We start from the raw sequence: 26160 nt of genomic DNA, 5'->3' as shown, positions 1-26160 counted from the left end.
CCATGTCCACCCGCCACGTCAAGGTACTGATCATCGGCTCCGGCCCCGCCGGCTACACCGCCGCCATCTATACCGCCCGCGCCATGCTGGAGCCGGTGCTGATCGCCGGCATGGAACAGGGTGGCCAGCTGATGATCACCACGGATGTGGAAAACTATCCGGGTTATGCCGATCCGGTACAGGGCCCGTGGATGATGGAGCAGATGCTCAAGCAGGCCCAGCATGTCGGCGCCGAGATCGTCAACGACCTCGTCACGAACGTCGATCTCGACGTGCGCCCCTTCCGCATCTCCACCGACAGCGGCACCGAATGGACCGCCGACGCGCTGATCATCGCGACGGGCGCCAAGGCCAAGTGGCTCGGCATCGATACCGAACACAAGTTCATGGGTTTCGGCGTCTCGGCCTGCGCCACCTGCGACGGGTTCTTCTATCGCAACAAGGACGTCATCGTGGTCGGCGGCGGCAATTCGGCCGTGGAGGAAGCACTCTATCTCTCCAACCTCGCCAAGACCGTGACGGTCGTGCACCGCCGCGACAGTTTCCGCGCGGAAAAGATTCTCCAGGAGCGGCTGTTCGCCAAGGAGAACGTCAAGATCGTCTGGGACCACGAGGTCGTCGAATATCTCGGCGCCGATCCGAAGCCGCCGATGCCCGCTTCCGTCAACGGCGTGAAGCTGCGCAACGTCAAGACCGGCGAAACGCGCGACATGGTGACGGACGGCGTGTTCGTGGCGATCGGCCACGCGCCGGCGGTCGAGCTCTTCAAGGGCAAGCTGCGCCAGAAGCCGAACGGCTATCTGTGGACGGCGTCCGATTCCACGGCGACGGACGTGCCGGGCGTTTTTGCCGCAGGCGACGTCACCGACGACATCTATCGCCAGGCGGTTACGGCTGCCGGCATGGGTTGCATGGCAGCCCTCGAAACCGAAAAATACCTTGCAGGTCATATGCCTGTCGCAATTGCGGCCGAGTAGAAGCCGCCAACAAAGGGCGGCGGGATAGCCCGACCGCCCGCGTGGGAACAGTTGAATCAGCGACCGGGCGGGAAGCACGCGCTCCCCGCCACAAAGACATATGGGGGATAGAATGCCACTCGATTGGGACAAGCTGCGGATTTTCCACGCCGCAGCCGAGGCCGGCTCGTTTACGCACGCCGCAGACAAGCTGCACCTTTCTCAATCGGCCATCAGCCGTCAGGTGAGCGCGCTGGAGCAGGATGTCGGCATCAAGCTCTTCCACCGCCACGCTCGCGGCCTTATCCTCACCGAGCAGGGCGAGATCCTCTATCGCACCGCGCACGACGTGCTGATGAAGCTCGAAAGCGTGCGCGTACAGCTGACGGAAAACACGGAAAAGCCAAGCGGCAAGCTGCGCATCACCACCACGGTCGGCCTCGGCCAGGGATGGCTGACCGACAAGGTGCAGGAATTCCTCGCGCTCTATCCCGACATGCAGGTGCAGCTCATCCTCGACAATGAGGAGCTGGACGTGAACATGCGCCATGCCGACTGCGCCATCCGCCTTCGCGAACCGCAGCAGTCCGACCTCATCCGGCGCCGGCTCTTCACCGTGCACATGCACATCTACGCCGCCCCTTCCTACATCAACCGCTATGGCGAACCGCAGTCGATCGACGATCTCGACAACCACAAGATCATCACCTTCGGCGAGCCCGCGCCCAGCTACCTGCTCGACGTCAACTGGCTGGAGATCGCCGGCCGCGATTCCGACAATCCCCGCCCGTCCATCCTGCAGATCAACAGCCAGACCTCGATCAAGCGCGCCTGCCTGCTCGGCATCGGGGTCGCGATGCTGCCGGACTATATTGTCGGGCGCGATCCGGGCCTCATCCAGTTGCCGGTCAGCGCCGACATCCCGTCCTTCGACACTTACTTCTGCTATCCGAGCGAGATGAAGAACTCCGCAAAGCTCAAGGTTTTCAGGGATTTCATCGTCGCGAAGGCACGCAACTGGAACTTCTGAGCGAACGGATTTGCAAGGCCTGCGCCACCTGCATGGCTGGCATGCACATTAAATGATTGATGTATGCCCACAAAACCATCATATCGCACGCAGCTGATGCACTTTGGTGGCTTTTTCCTCCCAGTGCCACCGCACCAGCTGTTCCCCTCTGGAGGTTTTATTACCTTCAAAACTATAAAGGGCCCAAGTTGATCTTGCGGCCCTCTTTTTTTGCCTTCCGATAAGAGACGGCCCGCTGTTCCGGGCAGGACCGCACGCGTCTCCATGCACAGACGCCAGTGACCCGACGGCTCGAAGCAATCGTATCGAGCAGAGCAGGCCCGCCCAAGCCGTCAAAGGGCCCCTGAGCCCTCCCGACATTCCGACGATTACAAAATCTCGCTGCCCCTACCGGCGCCGGTAATTGCGCTGGCTGCGCGCTTAAAAATAGCATGCAATCTGGATTCTGATTGTGTGCGATTATTGCAATCATGTTTTCCCTTTTCGTTGGAAAACTTTCCATCACCCGCAATGAAAGCAATGCTAGACATGGAAGCGGCGCCAAAGGAGCTGGCGCCGCCAATGGTGTTTTTCCGTATATCCCTGGAAATCCTCATGTATTTCCAGATTAAATGGCAGACTTTGGCGAATATACGACAAATCCCAACCGGATTAATCAGAATTCCGGAGGGTAAAATGAGTCCGGAGGAGACAATCGTGGATTCTACACCATCATCTTCAACACAGCGCTTGGGGTCTTCGCCCCTGCCGGTCAGCGATAACCTATTCAATGAAGACATTGCCCCGATAAAGGAGCAGACATGGGGCGTATACAATCTATCCGCAATGTGGATGTCGAACGTCCATAGTGTGGCAGGGTATGTATTTGCAGCAAGCCTCTTCACCCTCGGCCTCGGTGGCTTTCAGGTTTTCGCGGCGCTCATCACCGGCATCTTGCTGATCTACGTCTTTACCAACCTCGCCGGCCGCGCCGGCCAGAAATACGGCATCGCCTTTGCAGCATTCTGCCGCCCCGCATTCGGCGTCTTCGGCGCCAACATACCGAGCATGATCAAGGCATCGACAGCGACATGCTGGTACGGCATCCAGACCTGGGTTGCCTCGACCGCGCTGGTCGTGGTCACGCTGCGGCTGGCCCCCGGTGCCGCCGTGCTCAACAACGATTCCATTCTCGGAATGACCACGCTGGGATGGATCTGCTTCCTCGTCATGTGGTTCTCGCAGCTCGCCGTCTTCTACTACGGCTGGGAAGCCATCCGTAAGTTCACGGACTGGGCCGGCCCCGCGATCTACCTCGTGATGTTCGCCATGGCCGGCTGGGTCGTCTGGAAGGCAGGCGGACTGGAACATATCGACTTCAATCTCGGCTCGGAGAGCCTGAGCGGTGGGGATGCTCTCTCGGCCTGGCTGACCGCCGTCGCCCTGACGGTTGCCTGGTTTGCCGGCACCACGCTGAATTTTGCCGATTTCTCGCGCTTCATGAAATCGCGCGAGGCGATGAATCGCGCCAACTTCCTCGGCCTGCCGATCAATTTTGCCCTCTTCGCCCTCGTCACCGTCGTCACGACATCAGGCGCACTGAAGGTTTTCGGCGAGCTCATCACCGACCCCGTTCACCTGGTCGCCCGGCTCGACAGCGTGACCGCGATCGTGCTTGGCGCCCTCACCTTCATGACCGCAACCATCGCGACAAACATCGTGGCGAACTTCGTCTCGGCCGCCATGGACCTGACGAACCTTGCCCCGAAATACCTGACCTTCCGGCGTGCAGGCGTTCTCGCCTCGCTCATCTCCGTCATGGTCATGCCGTGGAAGCTCTACGCCAACGCGGTCATGGTGCAGTACACGCTCGGCACGCTCGGCGCGTTTATCGGTCCGATCTTCGGCATCATCATCTGCGACTATTTCATCATCCGCAAACAATCGATCGACCTGGACAGCCTTTATACGGAAGATCCACGCGGCAAGTACTGGTACCGGAACGGCTTCAATCCGAATGCCATCCTTGCCCTGGTGCTCGCCGGCATCTTCGCCCTCTCGATCTCCCAGCTCGCCCTCTTCGCGAGCGTGGCCGCCTACTCCTGGTTCTTCGGTGCCTTTGCCGGCGGCATTCTCCACTATGCCTTCTCCGGCCGGAAGGAGCGGACGGCGTGAGCGACGATCCCCATTCCACCCATCGACTGTGGATGGAGGCGGCCCTTGCGGAGGCGCGCGACGGCGTCGCTTCCGGCGGTATGCCCTTCGGTTCGGTCCTGGTCGTCGGCGGACAGATCGTTGCGAGGGGCCACAACCGACAGATCCAGGACCGCAGGTTCCTGGCTCACGCGGAAATGGTCTGCCTGGAGAGCTTTCTCGCCGGCCATGACGGCCCGCTGGACAATGCGACGCTCGTTGCCACCGAGGCGCCCTGCCCGATGTGCGCCGGAGCAGCGATCGTGGCCGGCGTCTCCCGGATCGTGGTTGGTGAAGCACACCACTATCCGGGCGCGTGCGACTGGCTTGCAACACAGGACGTCGAACTCACCGTGCTGAACGAGCCCGGCTGCATCGATCTCGTCTCGGACTTCAAGGCCCGGCATCCGGATCGCTGGAACCGGTTCAGCGCAGGCTGAGGCTTCCCATCACCCGGCGCCGGATATCCCGGCGCCGGGTGACAGTTTTCTCCAGGCGCGCTTCGGCACCAGGGATGGGAAATCACCCGCGCCTTTGGCTGGCGCCCCGCAAGCACAGCGCGGCACCTTGCGGTATTTCGGCACGCCTGCCGTCCTGTCCCGCCAAGCGATCACCACATATTCAAGCAAGGCGTGCTGCGCCGTCGGCATTCCGTGCGGCGGCACCCGGGAAACATCTGTTTCGTTTTGGGCTTTTATTGCTCGCAAAGCGCTGCGCTTTCCACCTGACCTTGCAGCCTTCTCTCTTGCCTTCGGGCAGACGAAACAGATTTTCAACCCTTGTGAAAAACTTGGGATGTGCTTCTCTTGAAGAACCCCGGTCCCTCCCCCATATTCAGGTTAGCCAACGCACTTGCGGTCTTTCTCCTCCCAGTGCCGCGCGTTGGCTGTTCCCCTCTGGAGGTTTTATACCTTCACACCTGCAGGGCCCAAGCTTCGCTTGCGGCCCTCTTTTTTTGCCGTGGCCTCTTGTATCGAACATTCGCGAACCCAATATCGAATATAACCGATATGTACATCGCTGGACCACGATAGATATGACCCCGCTCGACACCGACGAAATCCTCAAGGCTCTCGCGCATCCCAAGCGGCTGGAGATCCTTGCCTGGCTGAAGGAGCCGCAGACCCATTTTTCCGGCCAGGAGCATCCGCTGGAGTTTGGCGTCTGCGCCGGCCAGATCGAAAGGCGCTGCGACCTGTCGCAGTCCACCGTCTCCGCCCATCTTGCCACCCTGCAGCGCGCCGGCCTCGTGACGACGCGCAAGGTCGGCCAATGGGTGTTCTTCAAACGCGACGAAGACAAGATCGCGGCCTTTCTCCACCACATCAACGGCTCGCTTTGAGCATCTGCCCTCCCCCAAGCCAGAAGAAGGACTACCCATGACTTCGCTCTTCGACCCTCTCAAGATCGGTGACATCCAGCTTGCCAACCGCATCGTCATGGCGCCGCTGACGCGCAACCGTTCGCCGGGCGCCGTGCCGAACACGCTGAACGCCGCCTATTACGAGCAGCGCGCCAGCGCCGGCCTGCTGATCACCGAGGCGACCGCCATCAGCCACCAGGGCCAGGGCTACGCCGACGTGCCGGGCCTCTACAAGGCCGAGGCGCTGGACGGCTGGAAGCAGGTCACCGACGGCGTGCACAAGGCGGGCGGCAAGATCGTCGTGCAGATGTGGCATGTCGGCCGCATCTCCCATGACACGCTCCAGCCGAACGGCGGCAAGCCGGTTGCCCCTTCGGCGATCCGTGCCAAGTCGAAGACCTACCTCATCAATGCCGACGGCAGCGGGAGTTTCGCCGAAACCTCAGAGCCCCGCGCGCTGGAGAAGGCCGAGCTTCCCGGCATCGTCGAGGACTACCGCCGCGCCGCCCGTGCCGCGATCGATGCGGGCTTTGACGGCGTCGAGATCCACGCCGCCAACGGGTACCTGATCGACCAGTTCCTGCGCTCGGGCAGCAACGCACGCACGGACGAGTATGGCGGCTCGATCGAAAACCGCGCGCGCCTGCTTTTCGAGGTCGTCGACACCATCACCAAGGAGATCGGCGCCGGTCGTACCGCGATCCGCATCTCGCCGGTGACCCCCGCCAACGACGCATTCGACCCTAACCCGCAGCCGCTCTTCACCTATGTGGTCGAAGGTCTCGCCAAGTATGATCTGGCCTACATCCATATCATCGAAGGCGCGACGGGCGGCTCGCGTGACCACCAACAGGGCGACACGCCCTTCGATTACGCGGCACTGCGCGCCGCCTACAAGGCCGCCGGCGGCAAGGCGGCGTGGATGGTCAACAACGGCTACAACCGCGAACTCGCCATCGATGCCGTCGAAAGCGGCAAGGCCGACCTCGTCGCCTTCGGCAAGCTGTTCATCGCCAACCCGGACCTCGTTGAGCGGCTGAAGGACGAGACCGCGCTGAATGCCCCGGACCAGGGCACCTTCTACGGCGGCGGCGCCAAGGGCTACACGGACTATCCGTCCCTCGACAACGTCGCGTGACACCCTTGCATCGGAGCGTTGCGCAATCCAGCGCTCCGATGCCTCCTCCCCGAGGGAGGACAGAAATGCCCGCGGTCTCCTCCCCGCGGGCGTTTTCTTTTACATGCGATAGGCGCAAGGACATTCCCGGAACAATCCGGTTCACGGCACGGGCTGTTGGCTCGCTCCTCCGGCTGCAGCCCCTCCGAACCGGGAAAGGCCCGTTACGGCCGGTCGTATTCGCGGGTCAGGCCCTTGTAGTACTCGCCGGGATCATAGCGCAGGGTGCGGGACTTGCCCGGATTGTTGAAGAAATAATCGTAGAACGACATGTATTGCGCCCGCTCGCTGACGACGATGCTGCCGCGCGGCGCACGCTCGTCGCCATTCTTGTAACCGTCCGCGGCCATGGCGGGCGCGGCAACGGCAAGGGCTGCCAGGGCGGCAACGGCGAATGACTTCATGTTCATGGTCCTGCTCCGGGATTTGCTTTTTCCAATATCGGCACCGAGAGTGGAAATTTCATGGGGGCGGCAACAAAAAACCCGCCGTTGCCGGCGGGTTTTGCATCACATTGCAAAGAGCCTGTTACTTGCAGGCTGCGCAGAAGCGCTGGATGCGCTTGCAGGCTTCCTCAAGCTGGGCCTCGGACGTCGCATAGGAGATGCGGAAATTCGGGCCGAGGCCGAAGGCCGAGCCATGCACGACGGCGACGCCTTCCGATTCCAGCAGTTCCGAGACGAAGTCCTCGTCCGTCTCGATGACCTTGCCCGACGGCGCGGTCTTGCCGATCAGCCCCTTGCAGGACGGATAGACATAGAAAGCGCCTTCCGGCGACGGGCACTCGATGCCCTTGGCCTGATTGAGCATGGAAACAACGAGGTCGCGGCGACCTTCGAAGATCTTCTTGTTTTCCGGAATGAAGTCCTGCGTGCCGTTCAGCGCCTCGACGGCGGCCCACTGGGCGACCGAGCAGGCGCCCGAGGTCTGCTGGCCCTGGATCATGTCCATCGCCTTGATGAGGGCGAGCGGGCCGGCCGCATAGCCGATACGCCAGCCGGTCATCGCATAGGCCTTGGAAACGCCGTTCATCGTCAGCGTACGATCGTAAAGGCCGGGCTCGACCTCGACCGGGGTCGCGAACTTGAAGTCGCCATAGGTCAGGTGCTCGTACATGTCGTCCGTCAGCACCCAGACATGCGGGTGGCGCATCAGGACGTCCGTCAGCGCCTTCAGCTCGTCATGGCTGTAGGCGGCGCCCGACGGGTTGGACGGGGAGTTGAAGATGAACCACTTGGTCTTCGGCGTGATCGCCTTCTCCAGGTCTTCCGCCTTCAGCTTGAACTTGTTTTCCTGCGTCGTCGCGACGAAGACCGGCGTGCCGCCGCACAGCGACACCATTTCCGGATAGGACACCCAGTAAGGTGTCGGGATAACGACTTCATCGCCCGGATTCATCGTCGCCATGAAGGCGTTGAAAAGAATCTGCTTTCCGCCCGTGCCGACGATCGTCTGCGCGGCGGTGTAGTCGAGGCCGTTCTCACGCTTGAATTTCTTGACGATCGCTTCGCGCAGTTCCGGGATACCGGCAACGGGCGTGTACTTCGTCTCGCCGCGGTTGATCGCGTCGATGGCGGCTTTCTTGATATTGTCAGGCGTGTCGAAATCCGGTTCGCCAGCACCAAGCCCGATGACGTCACGGCCTTTCGCTTTCAGTTCACGCGCTTTCTGGGAAACGGCGATGGTGGCGGAAGGCTTCACACGGGAAAGGGCGTCGGCAAGAAAGGCCATGATGGAGATGTCCTCATCGGGTTCAAAGACGGCTTGACGCCATGGACCCGGAGCGCCGGGCTCCATAGCGGTTAGGTCTATGTCGAATGTGGGCGGGTCTTGCAAGCGCGAAGGACGAAAAAAGCGGGAAATGCAGGCTCTACCGAAAAAATTCATGAGCCCCATCAGCGAACGGAATGGATCGCCGCCCTTGCAAAAACGAGCCACACCAATTGGTTGAGGTCAGCTGCAACATCCAAGATTTTTACGCGAAGGATTAAACCGGCATTAACGGGTGCCCTCTATAATCGCGCCGTCGGGACGTTCCAGCGGATGGTGCGCTGCATGAGCGAAAGAAGCATCTTCTCCAATCTCGTCCGGCAGCCGGGCGGCGCCTTCGGCGCAGCCTACGGCCCCTTCTTCCTGCAATCCGCCCTTCAACCGATCTTTTCCGAGCGCGCGGACGGCCGACCGCAGATCGCCGCATTCAAGGGATTGATCCGCGCCAGCGCGGGCGACATGCCCTGCTCCCCGGCAGAATTCTTCGAACGCGTTCCGGAAGACGAACGCATGGCGGTGGACGGCCTTTGCCGCAGCCTGCACATCCTCAATACCGGTGCGCTCGGCCGGCGCGAGGCCGCGCTCATCATCAATTTCCAGGCCGGGCTCTACACCACGCCTCAGGCCATCCGCCAGGAAGTGGAATGGCTGCGCCTTGCCGCGCACGAGGCAGGCCTGCCGCCGGCGCGCATCGCCTGCGAGATCCGCGAGCACCCGCGGGACGATCTCGACACGCTGGTTTCCTTCGCCGCACGCCTGCATGACAGCGGCTTTGCCATCGCCATCGACAACTACACCGGCGAGGACCACGACCTTGAGCGCCTGGAACGACTGAAGCCGCAATTCGTGACCTTCGATACCGCCTGGCTGCGCAGCTTCGTGGAAAACTCCGCCGGGCTCGCTTTGTTGCGCGTCGTCGTCGGCCAGTTCGCAGCGAAAGGTATACGCGCCATTGTCGGCGGCATCGAGGAACCGGAAATGATCGCGCTGTGCCGCGACATGGGCGGGCCGCTGATGCAGGGCTACCTGCTTGCCCGGCCGGAGACGGCTCCCACGAGCTTCAACATCACCTTCCCGGAAGGCGACGACGAGCCGGCACAGTCACCTGCCGCAACGCTTGCGGCAACAGGTTTCGCGCCCTTGGAAAACCGAGCCGCGCGACCGGTCCGCCAGTTCGGCCGCAGAGGCATGTAAGACGGCGCAGGCGCGCCGTCTATTCGGTCGAACGCACTGGAAATCCAGCTTTTTACCCCGCCTTCTTTTCGCCACAATAAATGTCGGGCCTTGCCGCAATTCGGTCGTTCTCGCGCCGATTTCGGCGAGCTTTTTCGGTGCCAAGGCAAGCGAAGGACAGGAGGGGAAAACGATGTTTCTGGATGAAGACAAGGTCGGCAGGAAGCCGAAGGCACGCGAATCCCGCGCCATGTTCATGATCGCCATGACGGCGCTCGCCGCCTGCGTCGCCATGGTCGTCAGCCTGATGTCGCCACCCGCCGTCGCGCTCGACACGATCAAGACCTCCGGCATCGAAAAGACGACGTCTCACATCGAGCCCACGCAAAAGTGAGCCGCCCGCCCCGGCGCCGCTCTTGAAAGCCGCTCGCCTCTGGGCCAGTTAACGGCAGAAGACAGGAGACGGCGATGCGACAGGATATTCGGCCCTTGAAAGGCATATTGGCGGGCGCCGCCGCGATGCTCCTCCTGACCGCGACGCTTCTGGTCTCTCCCGCATCCGCCGAAACCCGCGAAATCCCCAGCAAGAAAGCCGCCCTGCTCGTCGAGACGCTGGCGACGGGGCTGAACCAGCCGTGGTCCGTCGAGGTCCTGCCCGATGGCGCCTATCTCGTTTCCGAAAAAGGCGGCACGCTCCGCCTGATCCGCGGCGGCAAGGTCTCCGCGCCCCTTCGCGGCGTGCCCGAAGTCTCCACCACCGGCCAGGGCGGCCTGCTCGACATTGCACTCGCCCCCGATTTTGCGACCAGCCGCATACTGTACCTGACCTACAGTGCCCGCGGCGACGGCGGTTCCGGCACGGCCGTGGCCAAGGCAAGGCTTGCCGCGGACGACACGGCGCTGGAGGACACGACCCGCATCTTCCTGATGAACCGTCTCACCTCGCGCGGCCAGCATTTCGGCTCGCGCATCGCCATCGCCAAGGACGGCAGCCTGTTCTTCGGCATCGGCGACCGGGGCGAAGGCCCTCGCGCGCAGGATCCGCGCGACCATGCCGGCGCCATCCTGCACATCAACCCGGACGGCAGCCCGCATGCCGACAATCCCTTCCTCGGCAGCGCCGAGGGGCTGGCGGAGATCTGGTCGAAGGGGCACCGCAATCCGCAGGGCCTCGTCATCGACCCGAAGGACGGCACGCTGCTGACCGTCGAGCACGGCGCACGCGGCGGCGACGAGATCAATGTGCCGCAGCCCGGCCGCAACTACGGCTGGCCCCTCGTCTCCTTCGGCCGCCATTATTCCGGCGCGGAATTCGACCTCGGCTCGGCGGCGAAAGGCTATGAACAGCCACTCTATTATTGGGACCCGTCCATCGCACCCGGCGCCATCGCCGTCTATCACGGCGCCATGTTCCCGGAATGGGAGGGCAACCTGATCGTCGCCGCTCTCAAATATCAGCTCGTCAGCCGACTGGAGCGCGACGAAAGCGGCGCCGTCGTTTCGGAGGAGCGGATGTTCGACGGCGAATTCGGCCGTATCCGCGATGTCATCGTTGCACCAGACGGTGCGTTGCTGCTCTTGACGGACGATCCGAACGGCGCGCTGCTGCGCGTTTCCCGCTCGACCACGACGGATTGATACCACCCGGCCGGCGTGCCGCCGCACAACAAAGTATGATTGTCTTCCGTCTACAGCCCCTTCCTTCGGCAGCGCAATATAGATCGCACGAAGACTGCAAAGCCCCGTAAAACCTGCGGGTTTTTTCGGCAATCGCCCGGAATTTGACCAAAGTGAGGCGCGTCAAACACGCGCTAAAACTTTTGCTTGCCAATTTAACGCAAACGCATCACTCTTGCGCCGTTCGGGCAATTTGCGAACACGGGAAGACCTTGAATAAAAGCGCGCCGGAGACGCGAAATAATTCCGGGCAGCCAAGATCCGGACAGTCCACGAGACTAGCTGGCTGGCTGGCTGCGGTGAAAACAGGACCCTTTCCTCAACCTCGAGAACTGCCTGCCTAACGCCCCTCGGGGCAAAACTGATGTGCTGCCCGCCGCCAATATACGGGCAGAGAGAAAAGGACCTGACGTATGGCCGAGACTGGCATCGTAAAATTCTTCAACACCGAGAAGGGCTTTGGCTTTATCAAGCCCGACAACGGTGGTGCGGATATCTTCGTACACATTTCCGCTGTGCAGGCTTCCGGCCTGAACGGCCTTTCCGAAAACCAGAAGGTAAGCTTCGACACGGAACCCGATCGCCGCGGCAAAGGCCCGAAGGCGGTCAACCTGCAGATCGCCGGCTGAACCGGCGCCTTTCAGGATTTTCAGTTGAAGCCCGGCAGAGATGCCGGGTTTTTTTGTTCAGCCACGGTTCAGCCTCTTTCCTCTAGTTTCCTCGCCATCAGCCGGCGCTGGGCCGGAGCCTAGGGAAAGACGTCATGAACAAGTTCCTCAAGACCCTTGTGTTGTCCGCAGCCGTCGCCGCGACGACCCTCACCGCAACGGCCGGCGTCGTTGAAGCGCGTGACCGCAACCGCGATGGCTACTGGCGCGAAGGCGATACCTACGAGTACCGCAAGCCGCGTCGCCACAACCGCGACCGCGACAATGGCCGCGATGCCGTCGTTGGCGGCGCGCTGGGTCTTGCCACCGGCCTCATCATCGGCGGCGCCATCGCCAACCAGCCGCGCTACGAAGAGCGCCGCGTCTATGTGGAGCCGGACTACTATCCGGAACCCGAGCCGCGCGTGATCTACCGCCAGCCGGTCGTCATGCCGAGCTACGAGCCCTGGACCCAGTCCTGGTACGACTACTGCGCACGGCGCTACCGCTCGTTCAACCCGAACAGCGGCACCTTCGTCGGCTATGATGGCCGTGAACACTTCTGCACCGCCGGCTGAAACCGGACCGGGCCGACATCGAGAGGCGGGCGCCAGGCAGCGCCCGCCTCTTTTGCGTTTACAGGCCGCGCAGGAACGGGTTCGTGCGCCGCTCCTCGCCGATCTTGCCGCCCGGCCCATGGCCGCAGAGGAAGCCGACCTCGTCGCCGAGCGGGAATACCTTGTCGCGGATGGAATCCAAGAGCTGCTGATGGTTGCCGCCCGGCAGGTCCGTTCGGCCGATCGATCCCTGGAAGAGCACGTCGCCGAGATGGGCGAAGCCCTGACCGCGGTGGAAATAGATGACGTGCCCCGGCGCATGGCCGGGCGTGTGGTAGACTTCGAAGGTGTGGTCGCCGAAGGATACCGTATCGCCATCCTCTAGCCAGCGGTCGGGCAGCACATTGCTCACCTTCATCGGCACGCCGAACATCGAGGCCTGCGCTTCCAGCCGCTGCAACAGCGACAGGTCGTCCTTGTGCGGGCCGATGATGTCGATGCCGAGCGCCTCCTTCAGCTCCTTGGCGCCGCCGGCATGATCGATATGGCCATGCGTCAGCCAGATCGCCTTCACCGTGATGCCATTCTCCTCCAGGGTCTTGAGGATCACCTCGACATCGCCGCCGGGATCGACGACGACGCCCTCCTTCGTCTCGCTGTCGAAGAGAATGGTGCAGTTCTGCTGGAAGGGGGTGACGGGAATGATGCCCGCCTGAAGCATGCCCATGGGGTCCTCGCTCAAAGTGCCGCGTTGCGCCTGATATAGCCATTACCGCGCCGCACGCAAAGGACGCTGCAAGACATCAGGTTTTTCGCATAAGCCCTTCAAGAGACTCCCGGATCGGGCAACAGGCGCCAAGAACCCAATGCCGGCTCAGCGCAGGCTGGCGATCTCCTGTGCCGGGCCGGTGGCCAGCGTGGGCGAGACGGTGGAGAAGAGCAGCGCCACGACGGCGATGTTGACGGCGGTATAGAGATAAACGACCGGGCGAAGGCGGCTCGCAACCGGGTTTTCCTGCTTCTGGGTGTTCGTCTGCATGGTCCTGTTTCCTGGCTGTCGGCCGCGTTCGGCTCTGTCTCATCCGTTGTGATCGGTTTCTACAACGGCGGCAGAGTCGAACCTGTTCCTGCGGGAACAGGGCAAGGCGAACGGCTGTTGCCCGTCCGCAACATCGCTCAGAGCGGCAGGGCCATCGTCTCCTTCAGCGTATCGAGCACGATGGCCGTCTTCACATGCGAAACGGATTCGTGCGGCAGCAGCACATCGTTGACGAAGGCCGACAGCGCCTTGAGGTTCGGCACGACGACCTTGATGATGTAGTCCATCTCCCCCGTCAGCGAGAAAGCCTCCAACACCTCCGGCAGATTGGAAATCAGCCGTGCGAACCGTACGGCATTGTCGCGATTGTGCGTCGAAAGCGTCACCGTAACGACGATGACGATGCCGAGATCGAGCTTTTCCCGGTCGAGTTCCGCCCGATAGGCGCGGATGATGCCCTCCTCCTCCAGCCGGATACGCCGGCGGGAACATTGCGAGGGGGAAAGATGGATGCGCTCGGACAGTTCGTTGTTGGTCAGGCGCGCGTCCTGCTGCAGATGCGCGAGCAGTTTACGGTCGAATTCGTCCAGTTGCACGGATTGCCCTCCAAACCTGTATTTTACGCACGAATATCGCGGAGAATTATCAAAACGCAAGCACTATGCACACACATTGCATGGAGTACGCGTCATACTTCCCGTCATAACCATCGAGGAGGACGACGGATGGGCCCTTTCCCGCATGACGCGCCGCCGGCGCTGATCACCGCCGATAACCCGGCCGGGACCGACGGGTTCGAGTTCGTCGAATTCGCCCATCCCGAACCGGAAAAGCTGGAAGAGCTGTTTGCCCGCATGGGATACAGCAAGGTCGCGACCCACCGCACGAAGGCGATCTCCGTCTGGCGCCAGGGCGACATCAACTATGTGATCAATGCCGAGCCCGGCTCGCATGCCATGACATTCGCCGGCTTGCACGGGCCCTGCGCCGCCTCCATGGCCTGGCGCGTGGTCGATGCGAAACACGCCTTCGCCCATGCCGTCTCCAAGGGCGCGACGCCCTATGAAGGGAACGACAAGGCACTCGACGTGCCCGCCATCGTCGGAATCGGCGGCTCACTGCTCTATTTCGTCGAAAAATACGGCGCCAAGGGCTCGGCCTATGACGCGGAATTCGACTGGACCGGCGAACGCGACCCCAAACCGCAGGGCGTCGGCTTCTACTATCTCGATCACCTCACCCACAATGTCTATCGCGGCAACATGGACAAGTGGTGGGACTTCTATCGCGAGCTGTTCGGCTTCAAGCAGATCCATTTCTTCGACATTGACGGCCGCATTACCGGCCTCGTGTCGCGCGCCATCACCTCGCCCTGCGGCAAGATCCGCATTCCCCTGAACGAATCGAAGGACGAGACGAGCCAGATCGTCGAGTACCTGAAGAAGTACAAGGGCGAAGGCATCCAGCACATCGCCGTCGGTACGGACGGAATCTACGACGCCACCGACAGGCTCGCCGACAATGGCGTGAAGTTCATGCCCGGTCCGCCGGACAATTATTACGACCGCTCCTATGTGCGCGTCGTGGGCCATGAAGAGCCGGTCGAGCGTATGAAGACGCACGGCATCCTGATCGACGGCGAGGGTGTCGTCGATGGCGGCATGACGAAGATCCTGCTCCAGATCTTCTCGAAGACCGTGATCGGCCCGATCTTCTTCGAATTCATCCAGCGCAAAGGCGACGAAGGCTTTGGCGAGGGCAATTTCCGGGCGCTCTTCGAATCGATCGAGGAAGATCAGATCCGCCGGGGCGTCATCGCAGCAGAATAACAACCGCGGCAACCAAGCCACTGCGGGGAAGGAAGAGGCGGCCGCCCAGCGGCCGCCTCTTTACATTTCAAAACTCCGGTGCAGGGCGCACACGGACAAATTGACTTATCCCAATTTTATCCGCACGTTGCAGGTGTCGAGTCTTTCGGCAACGGGCGCGCGGGCTCCAGGCCGCGCCCCGGTAGCGAGGCAAGTGTCCGGCGCGGATCACTCTCTATTCCGGGCGGACCTTTCGGAGGGGAAGTCATGGAAGCATTGATGCCCATCATCACGCAGCTCATCGCCGGGGCCGTTGGCGGCAACGTGGCCGGCGCCGCCCTGAAACAGGCGGCCGTGAGCGCGATCGTCCGCACCATCGTCGGCGCCATCGGCGGTGTCGGTGGCGGCTTTCTCCTGCAGATGCTGGGCGGTGAAGCCGGCCTCTCGGGCCTCGTTGCCAACGGCATCGGCGGCCTTGTCGGCGGCGGCGTGCTGACGGCGATCGTCGGTGCGGTGCTCGGCAAGAAGCCAGCCTGAAACGAAGAAAGGCGGCCCGAAAGGGCCGCCCGGTTCTTCATCCCGATTTACCCGAAGCCACCATCGTCATCCTCGCGTTTAACCCGGGGATGGCTCATGGCGGAGCGGTACGAGCGTGCCGCTTACTCCGCCGCAGCGGCGACGGGATACACTTCCTTCATGTAGTCGTTCATCAGCGTTTCGCAGATCGTGCCCGGCGTGAAGCGGTAGGGGCCGATTTCCGAGACCGGCGTCACTTCCGCCGCAGAGCCCGTCAGGAAGCATTCGGAAAAGTCCGACAGCTCTTCCGGCAGGATCGCCCGCTCGATGACCTGGTAGCCGCGGCGCTTGGCAAGCTCGATGACCGTGCGACGCGTGATGCCGTCGAGGAAGCAATCCGGCACCGGAGTGTGAATGACGCCGTCCTTGACGAAGAAGATATTTGCACCCGTGGCTTCCGCCACCTGGCCGCGATAGTCGAGCATCATCGCATCCGCATAGCCCTTGGCTTCGGCGGCGTGCTTGGAGATCGTGCAGATCATGTAGAGGCCGGCGGCCTTCGATTTCGAGGGCGCGGTCTTCGGGTCGGGGCGGCGGTACTCGGCGATGTCGAGGCGGATGCCCTTCAGCTTTTCGGCCGGATTGAAATAGCTGCCCCACTGCCAGATGGCGATGGCAACGTTGATGCGGTTGTTCTGCGCCGAAACGCCCATCATCTCCGAACCGCGCCAGGCGATCGGCCGCGCATAGGCTTCGGAAAAGCCCTGGCGCCTCAGGAGCTCGATCGTCGCCGCATCCAGCTCTTCCACGGAATAGGGAATCTTGAAGCCGAGGATTTCGGCGGACGTATGCAGGCGCTGGTTGTGCTCGGTGAGCTTGAAGATGCGCCCGCCATAGGCGCGCTCGCCTTCGAACACGGCGCTGGCATAGTGCAGGCCGTGGGTCAGCACGTGGATTTTCGCGTCCTTCCAGTCGACGAACTCGCCGTTGAACCAGATTTGCCCATCCAGCTGATCGAAAGGAACTGCCATCGTCTCATCCTCCGGCGCATCCGCGCCATTCTTTCAAGTTGATTGTTTTGCCTGTAACGGTCTAACCAGAAACAGGCCCGGATTACCTGATCATGAGCGTAATCCGGATTGGGGATCGGAAAAACACCGGATTTCTTCGGCGTCCGGGAACCGCAATATAGGCGGGACCCTAACAAGGGCGGCAAAATATGTCAACAAAGCTGACATATTTTGCTATAAATTACGCGGGGACGGCAAGGCATGAAAGGAAATGACAACGTGGCGCGACAGATGCCGGACAAGAACGGCGTGAGCGAGCTGCACCACGACGCCATGACAGGCGACGATCGCATCGATTTCGAGATCATCGAAGGCTTCTTCTTCGCCTATCGCGACTTCATTTCCGATCCCGACGCGATCCTGGAAAAGAGCGGCTTCGGCCGTGCCCATCACCGGGTCGTGCACTTCGTCAACCGCGAGCCGGGCATGACGGTCGCCGACCTGCTCGATACGCTGAAGATCACCAAGCAGAGCCTGGCGCGCGTCTTGAAGCAGCTCATCGATTCCGGCTATATCCAGCAGGTTGCCGGCCCCGAAGACCGCCGCCAGCGGAAGCTTTATCCGACGCGGACAGGACGGGAACTGGCGCTGGCGCTCGCCGAGCCGCAATCCCGCCGCATCGCCCGTGCATTTGAGGCGATGAGCGCGGACGAGCGCCGGGTGGTGATCCAGTTCCTCACCGGCATGCAGAACGCCAAGAGCGAATGAACGGCTGACAAGCAGAAAAGGGAGGACAGACGATGACCGCTGCCGGCACGCCCTCCGACGACGCGTCCCATCTCCTCGTCGTCGACGACGACACGCGCATCCGCGATCTCCTCAATCGCTACCTGATGGGCGAGGGCTTTCGTGTCACCGTCGCTGCAGATGCCGACGAGGCGCGGCGCAAGCTGCGCGGCCTCGATTTCGACCTCATCATCATGGACGTGATGATGCCCGGTGAAAGCGGCCTGTCGCTGACGAAGAGCCTGCGGGAAATCCGCCCGGTGCCGATCCTCATGCTGACGGCGCTTGCCGAATCGAAGGCCCGCATCGAGGGCCTGGAGGCCGGCGCCGACGACTATCTTTCGAAACCCTTCGAGCCGCGCGAGCTGGTGCTGCGCATCAACAACATCCTGAAACGCAACGCCGCGCCGGCGACGCCGAAGATCGAGCAGGTCATGTTCGGTCCCTACACCTTCTCCATCGTGCGCAAGGAACTCAAACGCGGCAGCGACGCCATCCGGCTTACGGATCGCGAACAGGAGATCATGCTGCTCTTCTCGCTGCGCGCGGGCGAAACCATTCCACGCCACGAACTGATCGGCGAAGAAACAGAAGTGGGTGAACGCACAATCGACGTGCAGATCAATCGCTTGAGGCGTAAGATCGAGGACGATCCGTCCAACCCGGTGTGGCTGCAGACCGTGCGCGGCATCGGTTACCGACTGAGCGTGGAGCAAGGCTGATCGTGCGCCGCACAGTGCAATTCAAGCAAAGGTTTAACGCGGTTTTCCGTACGCATCCGCATGAACATCTTGCGGCAAGCTCTTGGCGCGACTCACACAATCGCAGCCGCCCCATCTTGGAAAATCCGGTCCGATGACCACCTTCGAGACCTTCAAACGGGATATCGAGCGCGCACCGGCCGCCGGCTGGAAGCGCCTTGCCCGCTGGCTGCGCCGCCAGATGCCGACGGGCCTTTATGCCCGCTCGCTGCTGATCATCATCATCCCCATGGTGCTGCTCCAGTCGGTCGTCGCCTTCGTCTTCATGGAGCGCCACTGGCAGCTCGTCACGCAGCGCCTCTCCACTGCCGTCACCCGTGACATCGCCGCCATCATCGATCTCATCGACACCTACCCGCAGGATTCCAACTACTCCGAGATCACGCGTATCGCGCGCGAGCGGCTGGAGCTCAACATCGCCATCGAGCCGGGCACGGAACTGCCCGCCCCGCGCACCAAGCCGTTCTTCAATATTCTCGACGAGATCCTGAGCGAGGAGATCGTGCGGCAGATCCGCCGCCCGTTCTGGATCGACACGGTCGGCGAAAGCAATCTCGTCGAAATCCGCATCCTGCTCGACAACAAGATCCTGCGCGTCTATGCGCGGCGCAATCAGGCCTATGCCTCGAACACGCATATCTTCCTGCTCTGGATGGTCGGCACCTCGCTGGTGCTGATCACCATCTCCATCCTCTTCCTGCGCGGTCAGATCCGGCCGATCCTGGCGCTGGCGCAGGCGGCGGAGAGTTTCGGCAAGGGCCAGAAGATGCCAGAGGACTTCGCCCCACGCGGGGCGGACGAGGTACGCCGTGCCGGCCTTGCCTTCATCCTCATGCGCGAGCGCATCGAACGGCAGATGGAACAGCGAACGGCCATGCTGACCGGTGTCAGCCACGACCTGCGCACGATCCTCACGCGCTTCAAGCTGCAACTGGCGCTCGCCGGCGACAATCCCGACCTGCAGGGCCTCAACAAGGACGTCGCGGACATGCAGACCATGCTCGAAGGATACCTTTCCTTCGCGCGTGGCGATGTCGAGGAAGACGTCGGCGAGCTGCGGCTTTCCACCCTCTTCGACAAGTTCGCCATGGAGGCGGAGCTGCACGAGCGCACCTTCTCCAGCGAGATCGACGGCGAGGACGAGGTCATGGTGCGCCCGAACGCCTTCAGCCGCCTCGTGGGCAACCTCGTCTCCAACTCCATGCGCTACGCCAAGACGGTGCATGTCGAGGCGCGGCACCGCTCCAAATGGCTGACCATCACCGTCGACGACGACGGCCCGGGCATTCCCGAACGCTCGCGTGACGACGTCTTCAAGCCATTCTTCAGGCTCGACGAGGCGCGCAATCTCGACGCGTCGGGCACCGGTCTCGGCCTTGCCATCGCCCGCGACATCGCCCGCAGCCACGGCGGCAACGTCACCCTGTCGGATAGCCCGATGGGCGGCCTGCGCGCAACGATCCGTATTCCCGCATAGTGGTCAGGCGGAACCGATGAGCACATCTTCCTTCGACGGCCTGACCTGGCTCAACCCACCGGCGGAAAGCGCGATCCGCGACGGCCGCCTCCATGTCCGCACCGGCCTTAGAAGCGATTTCTGGCAGCGCACCTATTACGGCTTCCAGCCGGACAGCGGCCATTTCCTGCACCGCCCCCGGGCTGGCGACTTCACGCTGGAGACGACCTTTTCCGGCCGCTATGAAACGCTCTACGACCAGGCCGGCCTGATGGTCCGTCACGACGAAACGACCTGGATGAAATGCGGCATCGAATTCACCGACGGTGCGAAACACTTCAGCGTGGTGGTGACGCGCGGCCATTCCGACTGGTCCGCCTTCCGCATCGACCGCGATTTCGAGGCGATATCCGTGCGTGTGACACGCAACGGCGATGCGCTCTTCGTCCAGTACCGGACGGATGCCATGTCCGAATGGCGCATGGCACGCCTCGCCTATTTTCCGCCGGAGCTTCCGGACCTTTTGGTCGGCCTGATGGCCTGCTCGCCCCAGCGTGGGGGTTTCGAGGCGGAGTTCTCGGAGTTCCGGCTGGGGCCGCCCCTGTCGCGGGATATCCACTAGGCCGGAGGCTTTCTGTTCAGCGTCACCGGCTGTCCTACGCCCGGTCTCCGAAGGCCGTGAATCAGCACATCTTCTTGCCGTTCGGCACCGGCCGCTCGACGCCGGCAAGCACGATGGCGCCCGCCTCGTCCTCGAAGCCGAGTGTCAGCACTTCCGAGCGCACCGGGCCGATCTGGCGCGGCGGGAAGTTGACGACGGCGAGCACCTGACGGCCGACGAGATCTTCCAGCGTGTAGTGCACGGTGATCTGCGCCGACGACTTCTTGATGCCGATCTCGGGGCCGAAATCGATCGTCAGCTTGTAGGCGGGCTTGCGTGCTTCCGGGAACGGCAGCGCTTCGATGATGGTGCCGGCGCGAATGTCGACCCGTTCGAAATCGGCATAGGTAATGGTGTCGGTCATGGAAAATCCTTGGTCTGTTCCGGCCCCTCACCCGGCCTGCCGGTTACCTTTTCCCCGCAAGCAGGGGGCGAAGGGGAGATGCCGCCCCGTTTTCCTCAAACAATGACCGGTTCGTGGGCCACGTCCCCTCTCCCCGCTTGCAGGGAAAAGGGTCGGCTGAGGGGAAAACTCGAAAACGGGCGCCCGAAAAATCAGCCCGCCAATTCCTCGGCCCGCGTGCGCGCGGCGGCGATCGCCTTGTCGAAGAGCGGCTGCATGCCATCTTCGGCCATGAGAACGGCGAGCGCCGCAGCGGTGGTGCCGCCGGGCGAGGTAACGTTCTGGCGCAGGCGGGCGGCGTCGTCGGGGGACTGATGAAGCAGTTCACCAGCCCCCGCGACAGTTTCCCGTGCGAGCCGCATGGCGAGGTCCGCCGGCAGACCCGCTTTGCGTCCTGCCTCCGCCATGCACTCGACGAGATAAAAGACATAGGCCGGTCCGCTGCCGGAGACGGCCGTGACGGCGTCGATATCCCCCTCGGATGCGACCCATTCGACCGGGCCGCTCACCTTGAGAAGGGCGTGAACGAAATCGCGCTGGCCCGCAGAGACTCGGGCATTGGCATAGGCACCCGTCACGCCGCGACCGATCATGGCCGGCGTGTTCGGCATGGCGCGCACGGTGGCGGCAGCGCCGAGATGGTTTTCAAGATTGGCGATGGTCTTGCCGGCGGCGACCGAAACGATCACCGTTTCCGGACCGACGAGACCCTTCAGGGGCGGCAGCACCTGGTCCATCACCTGCGGCTTGACCGCAACGAAAAGCACGCCGGCCTTGACACCCTCGGGTGCCGAGGTTTCGTGGCGCACGCCATCGTCGGCAATCAGCTTCGCCATGGCCGGTTGCGGGCCGGGATCGATGACGATGACCGAAGAGCCGGAAATACCGCTCTTCAGCCAACCCGCCAGCATCGCGCCGCCCATATTACCGGCACCGATGAGAACGATAGGCCCCGAACCTGCAACCGCCATCCTCAAGCTTCCCCGACCGTCTCGAACAGGACGGCATCGACGGCGGACTGGGCGTCCATGCCGGACCAGACGACAAACTGGAAGGCCTGGAAATAAGCCTCGCAGGCTTCGAGCGCGCTCGACAGCAGCACCTCGACCTGCTTGTTGGTGGGCTCCGCCCCGCCGGCAAGCAACAGCGACTGGCGGAAGATCACCACGTCCTCGCGGCGCCACAGGTCGAAATGGCCCATCAGCACCTGGCCGTTCACGTGCGAGAGCAGGCAATGCACCTCGTTGACGCGACTTTCGGGAACCTTGATGTCGAAGGCGCAGGCAAGGTGCAGCGCCTCGAACTCTTCCATCCAGGAGAAGGAGACGTGGTAATCCGTCCACTTGCCTTCGACCGTCATCGCGATCTCGTCTTCGCCGGACCGCTCGAACGTCCAGTCATTGTTGGCTGCGACGAACTCGATCATGTCGACCGGGTTGGACTGACGCCCGATATCCAATTCCATAAGGCTCATGCATCACCTTCAAGGCCGGAAGGCATGCGACATCGTGCTCACACACACGACGCGGCAAACCGTACTCCGGATACAACACTGAATGATTGCTCGGCACCCTGCGCAATCTGGACGACTTACCCTGCCCGAAGCTTGCGCTGCCTGTTTCGAATCATCATTTAAAATCAGTGTATAACGGCGGAGTCACGACGCCAGCCCCTGGCCCGCCATTTTCTCCGCCCGGTTGTGGACAGAGGCTGTGAAAAAGATTCAGGTCGGAGGCTTAAGAGACTCTTCGAAAAGGGCTTTTCGCAAGTGTCCACAGGGGTAAAAATTTTATTAAAAAAAACGGTTGGCGCGGGGTGAATCACGCCAACCGAGTCCTGTCGGTGAAAACCTGTGCCGGAACGGCTCAGCTGCCTGCGTTGAGGCGGGCTTCCAGCGCCTCGATGCGCTTCAAAAGCGCGTCGTTTTCATCCCGCGCCTTGATCGCCATTTCACGCACCACCTCGAATTCCTCGCGCTTGACGAGGTCCATGCCGTTGATGAAGCGCTCGGCCTGGGCGCGGAACACCGTCTCGGCCTCCTTGCGCACGCCCTGGGCGGCACCGGCGGCGTCGGTCATCAACTTGGCGAAGTCGTCGAGAATACGGTTTGCGCCTGATGTCGTCATGGTCTGACCTCCCTGAGGTGTCGATGGTCGCTCCGGGCGCCGGCGCCCGCGTGTTGCCCTGAGGTAGGGTCTGATGCCGCTGCTTGCAAGCGGATTCCGGTGGATCGCCGCCGCTTCACGCCGCCGCACCGCCTCCGATCACGATTTATCGCCTTGACCCTGCCCCAAGGCGCCTCCATCTTCCGCCCGAAAACGCAAAAGAGCCTCATCTTGACGAACCTTGCCCAACTCCTCGCCATCATGCCCTATCCCGAGATCGATCCGATCGCCTTCTCCATCGGCCCGGTCGCCGTGCACTGGTACGGCATCGCCTATGTCGTGGGCATCCTCCTGGGTTGGGTCTATGCGCGCCAGCTGATCGAGACACCACGCCTGTGGGCGGGCGAGGCGCCGATAAGCCGCACCCATCTCGACGACTTCCTCGTCTGGGCAGCCGTCGGCATCATTCTCGGCGGTCGCGTCGGCTATATTCTTTTCTACGATTTCCCGAACGTCGTGGCCGATCCGCTGCGCGCCCTCCAGGTGTGGAACGGCGGCATGTCCTTCCACGGCGGCCTTGCCGGCACCACGCTCGCCATGATCCTCTTCGCCCGGCGCAACGCCATCCCGGTCTGGAGCCTCTTCGATATCATCGCCGCCGTCGTGCCGATCGGCCTGTTCTTCGGCCGCATCGCCAACTTCGTCAACGGCGAACTCTGGGGCCGCCTCTCCGACGCGCCCTGGGCCGTGATCTTCCCCGAGGCAGGCCCCTTCGCCCGCCATCCGAGCCAGCTCTACGAAGCGGGGCTCGAAGGCATCGTGCTGGTCATCGTGCTCGCCCTTGCCATCTATCGTTTCGCCGCGCTGAAGCGCCCCGGCCTCGTGACCGGCCTCTTCGTGGCGGGCTATGCCCTCTCGCGCATCACGGTCGAGTTCTTCCGCGAGCCGGACCCGCAGCTCGGCTATCTTCTCGGCGGCTGGCTCACCATGGGCATGCTGCTCTCGCTGCCGATGCTCGCACTCGGCCTCTGGGCGATCGTCCGCGCCCGGCCGGCCGCTGCGGCCAGTGCCTGAGCGAACGCGCCGATGCCGACGCCCCTCGCCCGCAAGATCAAGGCGCTGATCCGAACCAACGGCCCGATCAGCGTCACCGACTATTTCGCCCTGTGCCTTGCCGATCCGGAGCACGGCTACTACCGCACCCGCGACCCCTTCGGCGTCGCCGGCGACTTCGTCACCGCACCGGAGGTCAGCCAGCTCTTCGGCGAGATGCTCGGCATCTTCCTGGTACATGCCTGGCAGAAACACGGCGGACCGGCGGACGTGCGCATTGCCGAGATCGGCCCCGGCCGGGGCACGATGATGGCGGACATGCTGCGCGTGATCGCAAGGATCGCCCCGCAGCTCTATGAGAGCGCGACGATCCACCTGATCGAGACAAGCCCGAAGCTGCGCACCGTCCAGCACGAAACGCTCGGCACCCATGCCGCGCGCGTCACCTGGCACGACAGTTTCGAGGAACTGCCCGACGGTTTCGTGCTGCTTGCCGCCAACGAGCTCTTCGATGCCATCCCGATCCGCCAGTTCATCAAGACACCGTCCGGTTTTCGCGAGCGGCTTGTCGGCCTCGATGCGAACGACGCCCTGACCTTTGCCGCCGGCGTCGCCGGCCTCGATCCCGCACTTCTGCCGGAAAACCACAAGGCGGTGCCAAACGGCACGATCTTCGAGATCGCCCCGGCCCGCGAGGCCGTCTTGGCGACGATCGGCGAGCGCATAGCCCGTTTCGGCGGTACTGCGCTCATCATCGACTACGGCCATTTCGTCACCGGCTTCGGCGATACGCTACAGGCGGTGCTGAAACACGACTTCGACCCGCCGCTCGCCCATCCCGGCGAGGCGGATCTGACGAGCCATGTGGATTTCGAGCGTCTCGCCGGCACGGCGGCAAGCGTGGGCCTTCATGTGCACGGCATGCTGCACCAGGGCGACTTTCTCGTCGGCCTTGGCATCGGTGAGCGGGCCTCTGCCCTCGGCCGAAACCGCGACGCAGCGACGCAGCAATCGATTCTTGCCGATGTCGACCGGCTCGCCGGCGCAGGTGCTGGGAAAATGGGTGATCTTTTCAAGGTGTTGGCCGTCGGCAGCACGCCACTTGCCCTCTTTCCCTTCCGCCAGCCGGATTGACACAGGCCGTCAGGCCGGACAACATCCGGCCCGATTTGCACCCCGCATGCCCCGGCCGAAACCTTGGCCCGACGGGCCGCCCCAAGCCCAGCCGAGAGACCATGAAGGACGACGCGCTCCCCTCCCCGATCGAAAGCCCGCTCCTGACGGAGCGCGCCGGAAAGGCCGCGCAGCACGGCTTCTTCACCCGCGCCGGCGGGGTTTCCGACGGCATCTACCGCGGCCTCAATGTCGGCCTCGGCTCGAAGGACCAGCGTGAAAAGGTCGACGAGAATCGCGCCCGTGTCGCCCGCTGGTTCTCCGCCACGCCAGACCGGCTCGCCACCGTGCATCAGGTCCATTCACCCGATGTCGTCGTGGTCGATGGCGATTATGACGGCGCGCGGCCGCAGGCCGATGCGCTGGTCAGCGCGACACCCGGCATGGTGCTGGGCGTGCTTGCCGCCGATTGCGGGCCGATCCTCTTCTGCGACCCCGAGGCGCGCGTCGTCGGAGCGGCCCATGCCGGCTGGAAGGGCGCCCTCTACGGCGTGCTCGAAAGCACCATCGCGGCGATGGAAAGGCTCGGCGCCCGCAGGCAGACCATCGTCGCCAGTCTCGGCCCCTCGATCAGCCGGAAGAGCTACGAGGTCGGGCCAGAATTCGTGGAACGCTTCCTCGACGTCGACACGGCATATGCGCGCTATTTCACGCCCTCGGAAAAACCCGGCCACGCCATGTTCGACCTGCCGGGTCTGACCACGCAGCGATTGACCGACGCCGGGGTGACGGCGGAAAATCTCGACATCTGCACCTATCCGGACGAAGAGCGCTTCTTCTCCTACCGGCGCACCACGCACCGCCAGGAACCCGACTACGGCCGCCAGATATCGGCGATCATGCTAAGGGGCTGAGGCCCCCAACGAC

32 protein-coding genes are annotated in these 26160 nt (G+C 62.8%); 21 read left to right on the top strand and 11 right to left on the bottom strand.

Annotation, left to right across the window (positions count from 1 at the left end):
- Positions 1-2: 2 nt before the first annotated feature.
- Both trxB and EXZ48_RS17855 read left to right on the top strand, forming a co-directional pair.
- Positions 3-977: a thioredoxin-disulfide reductase gene (gene trxB / locus EXZ48_RS17860; RefSeq protein ID WP_023515044.1), complete on the top strand. Its 975-nt coding sequence runs from the start codon at positions 3-5 to the stop codon at positions 975-977.
- Positions 978-1089: 112 nt separating this feature from the next.
- Entirely contained in the window at positions 1090-1986 is an 897-nt protein-coding gene (locus EXZ48_RS17855; RefSeq protein WP_023515043.1) for a LysR family transcriptional regulator VtlR, read from the top strand.
- Positions 1987-2354: 368 nt separating this feature from the next.
- Here EXZ48_RS17855 and EXZ48_RS35270 read toward each other — a convergent pair whose 3' ends face one another.
- A complete protein-coding gene (locus tag EXZ48_RS35270) occupies positions 2355-2801 on the bottom strand; it encodes a hypothetical protein (protein ID WP_207900438.1) in 447 nt (148 codons plus the stop codon).
- 16 nt (positions 2802-2817) lie between these two features.
- Between EXZ48_RS35270 and EXZ48_RS17850 the strand changes: the two genes are divergently transcribed.
- The 5 genes from EXZ48_RS17850 to EXZ48_RS17830 all read left to right on the top strand — a co-directional run bounded on the left by EXZ48_RS17850 (position 2818) and on the right by EXZ48_RS17830 (position 6659).
- Positions 2818-4140: an NCS1 family nucleobase:cation symporter-1 gene (locus EXZ48_RS17850; RefSeq protein ID WP_245290437.1), complete on the top strand. Its 1323-nt coding sequence runs from the start codon at positions 2818-2820 to the stop codon at positions 4138-4140.
- The gene (locus EXZ48_RS17845) at positions 4137-4598 is read left to right on the top strand and encodes a nucleoside deaminase (RefSeq protein ID WP_023513587.1); all 462 of its coding nucleotides are present in this window, start codon (positions 4137-4139) and stop codon (positions 4596-4598) included. Before EXZ48_RS17850 ends, EXZ48_RS17845 begins: the two co-directional genes overlap by 4 nt.
- Positions 4599-4692: 94 nt before the next feature.
- Positions 4693-4968 (top strand): hypothetical protein, encoded by a 276-nt coding sequence (locus EXZ48_RS17840; RefSeq protein WP_130517380.1) that lies wholly within the window; start codon positions 4693-4695, stop codon positions 4966-4968.
- Positions 4969-5194: 226 nt separating this feature from the next.
- Positions 5195-5500 (top strand): helix-turn-helix transcriptional regulator, encoded by a 306-nt coding sequence (locus EXZ48_RS17835; RefSeq protein WP_130517378.1) that lies wholly within the window; start codon positions 5195-5197, stop codon positions 5498-5500.
- Between the two features lie 37 nt (positions 5501-5537).
- Entirely contained in the window at positions 5538-6659 is a 1122-nt protein-coding gene (locus tag EXZ48_RS17830; protein ID WP_130517376.1) for an alkene reductase, read from the top strand.
- A 203-nt stretch (positions 6660-6862) separates the two neighbouring features.
- Here the strand turns inward: EXZ48_RS17830 and EXZ48_RS17825 are convergent, their stop codons facing one another.
- Both EXZ48_RS17825 and EXZ48_RS17820 read right to left on the bottom strand, forming a co-directional pair.
- Positions 6863-7108, bottom strand: a complete 246-nt coding sequence (locus EXZ48_RS17825) for a hypothetical protein (RefSeq protein ID WP_050744201.1) — start codon at positions 7106-7108, stop codon at positions 6863-6865.
- Between the two features lie 118 nt (positions 7109-7226).
- A complete protein-coding gene (locus EXZ48_RS17820; RefSeq protein ID WP_024271248.1) occupies positions 7227-8429 on the bottom strand; it encodes a pyridoxal phosphate-dependent aminotransferase in 1203 nt (400 codons plus the stop codon).
- A 324-nt stretch (positions 8430-8753) separates the two neighbouring features.
- Between EXZ48_RS17820 and EXZ48_RS17815 the strand changes: the two genes are divergently transcribed.
- From EXZ48_RS17815 to EXZ48_RS17795, 5 genes are all read left to right on the top strand, one after another.
- On the top strand, positions 8754-9662 hold the full coding sequence (locus EXZ48_RS17815) for an EAL domain-containing protein (protein ID WP_037408721.1): 909 nt from the start codon (positions 8754-8756) through the stop codon (positions 9660-9662).
- Between the two features lie 172 nt (positions 9663-9834).
- The gene (locus EXZ48_RS17810; RefSeq protein ID WP_023517239.1) at positions 9835-10035 is read left to right on the top strand and encodes a hypothetical protein; all 201 of its coding nucleotides are present in this window, start codon (positions 9835-9837) and stop codon (positions 10033-10035) included.
- A gap of 74 nt (positions 10036-10109) precedes the next feature.
- Entirely contained in the window at positions 10110-11279 is a 1170-nt protein-coding gene (locus tag EXZ48_RS17805; protein WP_130517374.1) for a PQQ-dependent sugar dehydrogenase, read from the top strand.
- Positions 11280-11731: 452 nt separating this feature from the next.
- Entirely contained in the window at positions 11732-11947 is a 216-nt protein-coding gene (locus tag EXZ48_RS17800; protein WP_023515606.1) for a cold-shock protein, read from the top strand.
- 134 nt (positions 11948-12081) lie between these two features.
- Positions 12082-12543 (top strand): BA14K family protein, encoded by a 462-nt coding sequence (locus EXZ48_RS17795; RefSeq protein WP_130517372.1) that lies wholly within the window; start codon positions 12082-12084, stop codon positions 12541-12543.
- Between the two features lie 58 nt (positions 12544-12601).
- Here EXZ48_RS17795 and EXZ48_RS17790 read toward each other — a convergent pair whose 3' ends face one another.
- The 3 genes from EXZ48_RS17790 to EXZ48_RS17785 form a co-directional block, all read right to left on the bottom strand.
- Positions 12602-13243, bottom strand: a complete 642-nt coding sequence (locus EXZ48_RS17790) for an MBL fold metallo-hydrolase (RefSeq protein ID WP_023515604.1) — start codon at positions 13241-13243, stop codon at positions 12602-12604.
- Positions 13244-13396: 153 nt separating this feature from the next.
- Complete coding sequence (locus EXZ48_RS34920) at positions 13397-13561, bottom strand: hypothetical protein (RefSeq protein ID WP_165909371.1); 165 nt, start codon at positions 13559-13561, stop codon at positions 13397-13399.
- A gap of 137 nt (positions 13562-13698) precedes the next feature.
- The gene (locus tag EXZ48_RS17785; RefSeq protein ID WP_024271246.1) at positions 13699-14157 is read right to left on the bottom strand and encodes an Lrp/AsnC family transcriptional regulator; all 459 of its coding nucleotides are present in this window, start codon (positions 14155-14157) and stop codon (positions 13699-13701) included.
- A gap of 129 nt (positions 14158-14286) precedes the next feature.
- Here EXZ48_RS17785 and hppD point away from each other — a divergent pair, with 129 nt between their 5' ends.
- Positions 14287-15390, top strand: coding sequence for a 4-hydroxyphenylpyruvate dioxygenase (hppD, locus tag EXZ48_RS17780; RefSeq protein WP_024271245.1), 1104 nt, complete (start codon positions 14287-14289; stop codon positions 15388-15390).
- 246 nt (positions 15391-15636) lie between these two features.
- The gene (locus EXZ48_RS17775) at positions 15637-15906 is read left to right on the top strand and encodes a hypothetical protein (RefSeq protein ID WP_023515615.1); all 270 of its coding nucleotides are present in this window, start codon (positions 15637-15639) and stop codon (positions 15904-15906) included.
- A 122-nt stretch (positions 15907-16028) separates the two neighbouring features.
- Here EXZ48_RS17775 and EXZ48_RS17770 read toward each other — a convergent pair whose 3' ends face one another.
- Positions 16029-16916: a branched-chain amino acid aminotransferase gene (locus EXZ48_RS17770; protein ID WP_023515614.1), complete on the bottom strand. Its 888-nt coding sequence runs from the start codon at positions 16914-16916 to the stop codon at positions 16029-16031.
- A 270-nt stretch (positions 16917-17186) separates the two neighbouring features.
- Between EXZ48_RS17770 and EXZ48_RS17765 the strand changes: the two genes are divergently transcribed.
- The 4 genes from EXZ48_RS17765 to EXZ48_RS17750 all read left to right on the top strand — a co-directional run bounded on the left by EXZ48_RS17765 (position 17187) and on the right by EXZ48_RS17750 (position 20520).
- Entirely contained in the window at positions 17187-17663 is a 477-nt protein-coding gene (locus EXZ48_RS17765) for a MarR family winged helix-turn-helix transcriptional regulator (RefSeq protein WP_088016405.1), read from the top strand.
- Between the two features lie 32 nt (positions 17664-17695).
- The gene (locus EXZ48_RS17760) at positions 17696-18403 is read left to right on the top strand and encodes a response regulator (RefSeq protein WP_024271244.1); all 708 of its coding nucleotides are present in this window, start codon (positions 17696-17698) and stop codon (positions 18401-18403) included.
- Positions 18404-18536: 133 nt separating this feature from the next.
- Positions 18537-19919, top strand: coding sequence for an ATP-binding protein (locus EXZ48_RS17755; RefSeq protein ID WP_023515646.1), 1383 nt, complete (start codon positions 18537-18539; stop codon positions 19917-19919).
- Between the two features lie 16 nt (positions 19920-19935).
- Complete coding sequence (locus EXZ48_RS17750; RefSeq protein WP_130517370.1) at positions 19936-20520, top strand: DUF1349 domain-containing protein; 585 nt, start codon at positions 19936-19938, stop codon at positions 20518-20520.
- Positions 20521-20581: 61 nt separating this feature from the next.
- On the opposite strand, the gene EXZ48_RS17745 is transcribed toward EXZ48_RS17750, so the two are convergent.
- From EXZ48_RS17745 to EXZ48_RS17730, 4 genes are all read right to left on the bottom strand, one after another.
- Positions 20582-20923 (bottom strand): tRNA-binding protein, encoded by a 342-nt coding sequence (locus EXZ48_RS17745; RefSeq protein ID WP_023515648.1) that lies wholly within the window; start codon positions 20921-20923, stop codon positions 20582-20584.
- A gap of 191 nt (positions 20924-21114) precedes the next feature.
- Complete coding sequence (proC, locus tag EXZ48_RS17740; protein ID WP_023515649.1) at positions 21115-21933, bottom strand: pyrroline-5-carboxylate reductase; 819 nt, start codon at positions 21931-21933, stop codon at positions 21115-21117.
- 2 nt (positions 21934-21935) lie between these two features.
- Positions 21936-22436, bottom strand: a complete 501-nt coding sequence (locus tag EXZ48_RS17735; protein ID WP_024271243.1) for a YbjN domain-containing protein — start codon at positions 22434-22436, stop codon at positions 21936-21938.
- Positions 22437-22827: 391 nt separating this feature from the next.
- Positions 22828-23088 (bottom strand): accessory factor UbiK family protein, encoded by a 261-nt coding sequence (locus EXZ48_RS17730; RefSeq protein WP_023513263.1) that lies wholly within the window; start codon positions 23086-23088, stop codon positions 22828-22830.
- A 240-nt stretch (positions 23089-23328) separates the two neighbouring features.
- Here EXZ48_RS17730 and lgt point away from each other — a divergent pair, with 240 nt between their 5' ends.
- The 3 genes from lgt to pgeF all read left to right on the top strand — a co-directional run bounded on the left by lgt (position 23329) and on the right by pgeF (position 26147).
- A complete protein-coding gene (gene lgt / locus EXZ48_RS17725; protein WP_130517433.1) occupies positions 23329-24141 on the top strand; it encodes a prolipoprotein diacylglyceryl transferase in 813 nt (270 codons plus the stop codon).
- Positions 24142-24153: 12 nt separating this feature from the next.
- A complete protein-coding gene (locus EXZ48_RS17720; protein ID WP_130517368.1) occupies positions 24154-25254 on the top strand; it encodes a class I SAM-dependent methyltransferase in 1101 nt (366 codons plus the stop codon).
- A gap of 101 nt (positions 25255-25355) precedes the next feature.
- On the top strand, positions 25356-26147 hold the full coding sequence (gene pgeF, locus EXZ48_RS17715; RefSeq protein WP_130517366.1) for a peptidoglycan editing factor PgeF: 792 nt from the start codon (positions 25356-25358) through the stop codon (positions 26145-26147).
- The last annotated feature ends 13 nt before the right edge of the window (positions 26148-26160 follow it).

It is taken from the genome of Shinella sp. JR1-6, assembly GCF_004284735.1.
Lineage (GTDB): Bacteria > Pseudomonadota > Alphaproteobacteria > Rhizobiales > Rhizobiaceae > Shinella.
The sequence above is the reverse complement of the archived record's forward strand: the minus strand, read 5'-3'. Positions and strand labels throughout refer to the sequence as shown.

Coding starts and splice junctions, on each gene's coding strand:
- EXZ48_RS17820 (WP_024271248.1), bottom strand. CDS start 8,429: ATGGCCTTTCTTGCCGACGCCCTTTCCCGTGTGAAGCCTTCCGCCACC.
- lgt (WP_130517433.1), top strand. CDS start 23,329: ATGCCCTATCCCGAGATCGATCCGATCGCCTTCTCCATCGGCCCGGTC.
- EXZ48_RS17830 (WP_130517376.1), top strand. CDS start 5,538: ATGACTTCGCTCTTCGACCCTCTCAAGATCGGTGACATCCAGCTTGCC.
- EXZ48_RS17810 (WP_023517239.1), top strand. CDS start 9,835: ATGTTTCTGGATGAAGACAAGGTCGGCAGGAAGCCGAAGGCACGCGAA.
- EXZ48_RS17850 (WP_245290437.1), top strand. CDS start 2,818: ATGTCGAACGTCCATAGTGTGGCAGGGTATGTATTTGCAGCAAGCCTC.
- EXZ48_RS17770 (WP_023515614.1), bottom strand. CDS start 16,916: ATGGCAGTTCCTTTCGATCAGCTGGATGGGCAAATCTGGTTCAACGGC.
- EXZ48_RS17855 (WP_023515043.1), top strand. CDS start 1,090: ATGCCACTCGATTGGGACAAGCTGCGGATTTTCCACGCCGCAGCCGAG.
- EXZ48_RS17760 (WP_024271244.1), top strand. CDS start 17,696: ATGACCGCTGCCGGCACGCCCTCCGACGACGCGTCCCATCTCCTCGTC.
- EXZ48_RS17775 (WP_023515615.1), top strand. CDS start 15,637: ATGGAAGCATTGATGCCCATCATCACGCAGCTCATCGCCGGGGCCGTT.
- trxB (WP_023515044.1), top strand. CDS start 3: ATGTCCACCCGCCACGTCAAGGTACTGATCATCGGCTCCGGCCCCGCC.
- EXZ48_RS17720 (WP_130517368.1), top strand. CDS start 24,154: ATGCCGACGCCCCTCGCCCGCAAGATCAAGGCGCTGATCCGAACCAAC.
- pgeF (WP_130517366.1), top strand. CDS start 25,356: ATGAAGGACGACGCGCTCCCCTCCCCGATCGAAAGCCCGCTCCTGACG.
- proC (WP_023515649.1), bottom strand. CDS start 21,933: ATGGCGGTTGCAGGTTCGGGGCCTATCGTTCTCATCGGTGCCGGTAAT.
- EXZ48_RS17800 (WP_023515606.1), top strand. CDS start 11,732: ATGGCCGAGACTGGCATCGTAAAATTCTTCAACACCGAGAAGGGCTTT.
- EXZ48_RS17765 (WP_088016405.1), top strand. CDS start 17,187: ATGCCGGACAAGAACGGCGTGAGCGAGCTGCACCACGACGCCATGACA.
- hppD (WP_024271245.1), top strand. CDS start 14,287: ATGGGCCCTTTCCCGCATGACGCGCCGCCGGCGCTGATCACCGCCGAT.
- EXZ48_RS17835 (WP_130517378.1), top strand. CDS start 5,195: ATGACCCCGCTCGACACCGACGAAATCCTCAAGGCTCTCGCGCATCCC.
- EXZ48_RS34920 (WP_165909371.1), bottom strand. CDS start 13,561: ATGCAGACGAACACCCAGAAGCAGGAAAACCCGGTTGCGAGCCGCCTT.
- EXZ48_RS17825 (WP_050744201.1), bottom strand. CDS start 7,108: ATGAACATGAAGTCATTCGCCGTTGCCGCCCTGGCAGCCCTTGCCGTT.
- EXZ48_RS17805 (WP_130517374.1), top strand. CDS start 10,110: ATGCGACAGGATATTCGGCCCTTGAAAGGCATATTGGCGGGCGCCGCC.
- EXZ48_RS17750 (WP_130517370.1), top strand. CDS start 19,936: ATGAGCACATCTTCCTTCGACGGCCTGACCTGGCTCAACCCACCGGCG.
- EXZ48_RS17795 (WP_130517372.1), top strand. CDS start 12,082: ATGAACAAGTTCCTCAAGACCCTTGTGTTGTCCGCAGCCGTCGCCGCG.
- EXZ48_RS17745 (WP_023515648.1), bottom strand. CDS start 20,923: ATGACCGACACCATTACCTATGCCGATTTCGAACGGGTCGACATTCGC.
- EXZ48_RS17790 (WP_023515604.1), bottom strand. CDS start 13,243: ATGCTTCAGGCGGGCATCATTCCCGTCACCCCCTTCCAGCAGAACTGC.
- EXZ48_RS17755 (WP_023515646.1), top strand. CDS start 18,537: ATGACCACCTTCGAGACCTTCAAACGGGATATCGAGCGCGCACCGGCC.
- EXZ48_RS17730 (WP_023513263.1), bottom strand. CDS start 23,088: ATGACGACATCAGGCGCAAACCGTATTCTCGACGACTTCGCCAAGTTG.
- EXZ48_RS17815 (WP_037408721.1), top strand. CDS start 8,754: ATGAGCGAAAGAAGCATCTTCTCCAATCTCGTCCGGCAGCCGGGCGGC.
- EXZ48_RS17735 (WP_024271243.1), bottom strand. CDS start 22,436: ATGAGCCTTATGGAATTGGATATCGGGCGTCAGTCCAACCCGGTCGAC.